Consider the following 1276-nt stretch of genomic DNA (forward strand, 5'->3'; position numbering starts at 1 on the left):
TGGCTTGGGTGAGGTGGGGGTGGGTGGTGAGGACGGTTTCGATTTCGGTGGGTTCGATGCGGAAGCCGCGGATTTTGATCTGGGTGTCGGTGCGGCCGGTGTAGTGGAGGTTTCCGTGGGTGTCCCAGTGGGCTTGGTCGCCGGTGCGGTAGAGGCGGGTGCCGGGGGGTCCGTAGGGGTGGGGGATGAAGGTGGTTGCGGTGGTGGTGGGTTGGGCGTGGTAGCCGTGGGCGATGCCGTCGCCGGTGAGGTAGAGCTCGCCGGTGGTGCCGGGTGGGGTGGGGCGGAGGTGGTTGTCGAGGACGTAGGCGTGTTTGTTGGTGAGGGGTCGGCCGATGGGGAGGGGGCCGCGGGTGGGGTGGTGGGGGTCGGTGGTGTGGGTGGTGGTGAAGCCCATGGATTCGGCGGGGCCGTAGCCGTTGGTGATGGTGAGGTGGGGGTGGAGGCTGTGGAGGCGTTGCACGTGGGTGGGGGAGGCGGGTTCGCCTCCGGTGTAGACGGTGCGGGTGGTGCTGAACGTTTCGGGGTGTTCGTCGGTGAGGTAGTTGAAGAGGCTGGAGGACAGTTGGAGCATGGTGACGTGGTGTTGCTGGGTGAGGGCTGAGACGAGGGCTGGTTCGGGGCGTTGTCCTGGTTGGAGGACGGTGGTGCCGCCGTGGAGGAGTGCTCCCCAGAATTCGAGGCTGAAGGCGTCCCAGGAGACGGGTGAGCACTGGAGGAAGGTTTCGCCGGGGCCGAAGGTGGCGTAGGTCTGGGCGGTGAGGGTGGAGACGAGGTTGCGGTGGGAGGAGAGGATTCCCTTGGGGCGGCCGGTGGAGCCGGAGGTGAACATCACGCACGCCACGTCCGACGGCGTCAGGACCACGCCGAGGCCGCCCTCTTCCCGGCCGCCGGTCGACTCCTCGCCGTCGGCCGACTCCTCGCCGCCGGCCGACTCCCGGTCGGTGTCGGTGCGGACAATGTGCCAGGGCCCGGTCACCCGCGAGTGGTGCCGTGCGTCGGTGACGAGGGTGTGGATCGCGGCGTCGTGGGCGGTGCCGGTGAGGCGTTCGTCGGGGAAGTCGGGGTCGAGGAGGGCGTATCCGGCTCCGGTCTTGACGACGGCGAGGACGGCGACCGCGAAGTCGATGCCGCGGTCGAGGAGGATCCCGGCGAGGTCCCCGCGGCCCAGACCCTGCGCGGTGAGGTGGCGGGCGAGCCGGTCGGCGCGGGAGTCGAGTTCCCGGTAGGTGAGTTCCTGGCCGGCGAAGACCACGGCGCGGGCGTCGGGGCGCAG

The 1276-nt window shown here is 69.9% G+C and carries 1 protein-coding gene; it reads right to left on the reverse strand.

Translation table 11 applies throughout. From position 1 onward, the window contains the following. Positions 1-1276, reverse strand: a 1276-nt coding sequence (locus ACFWUZ_RS36335) for an amino acid adenylation domain-containing protein (RefSeq protein WP_384382407.1), incomplete at both ends; no start/stop codon positions are given.

It is taken from the genome of Streptomyces sp. NPDC058646, assembly GCF_042716875.1.
GTDB lineage: Bacteria > Actinomycetota > Actinomycetes > Streptomycetales > Streptomycetaceae > Streptomyces.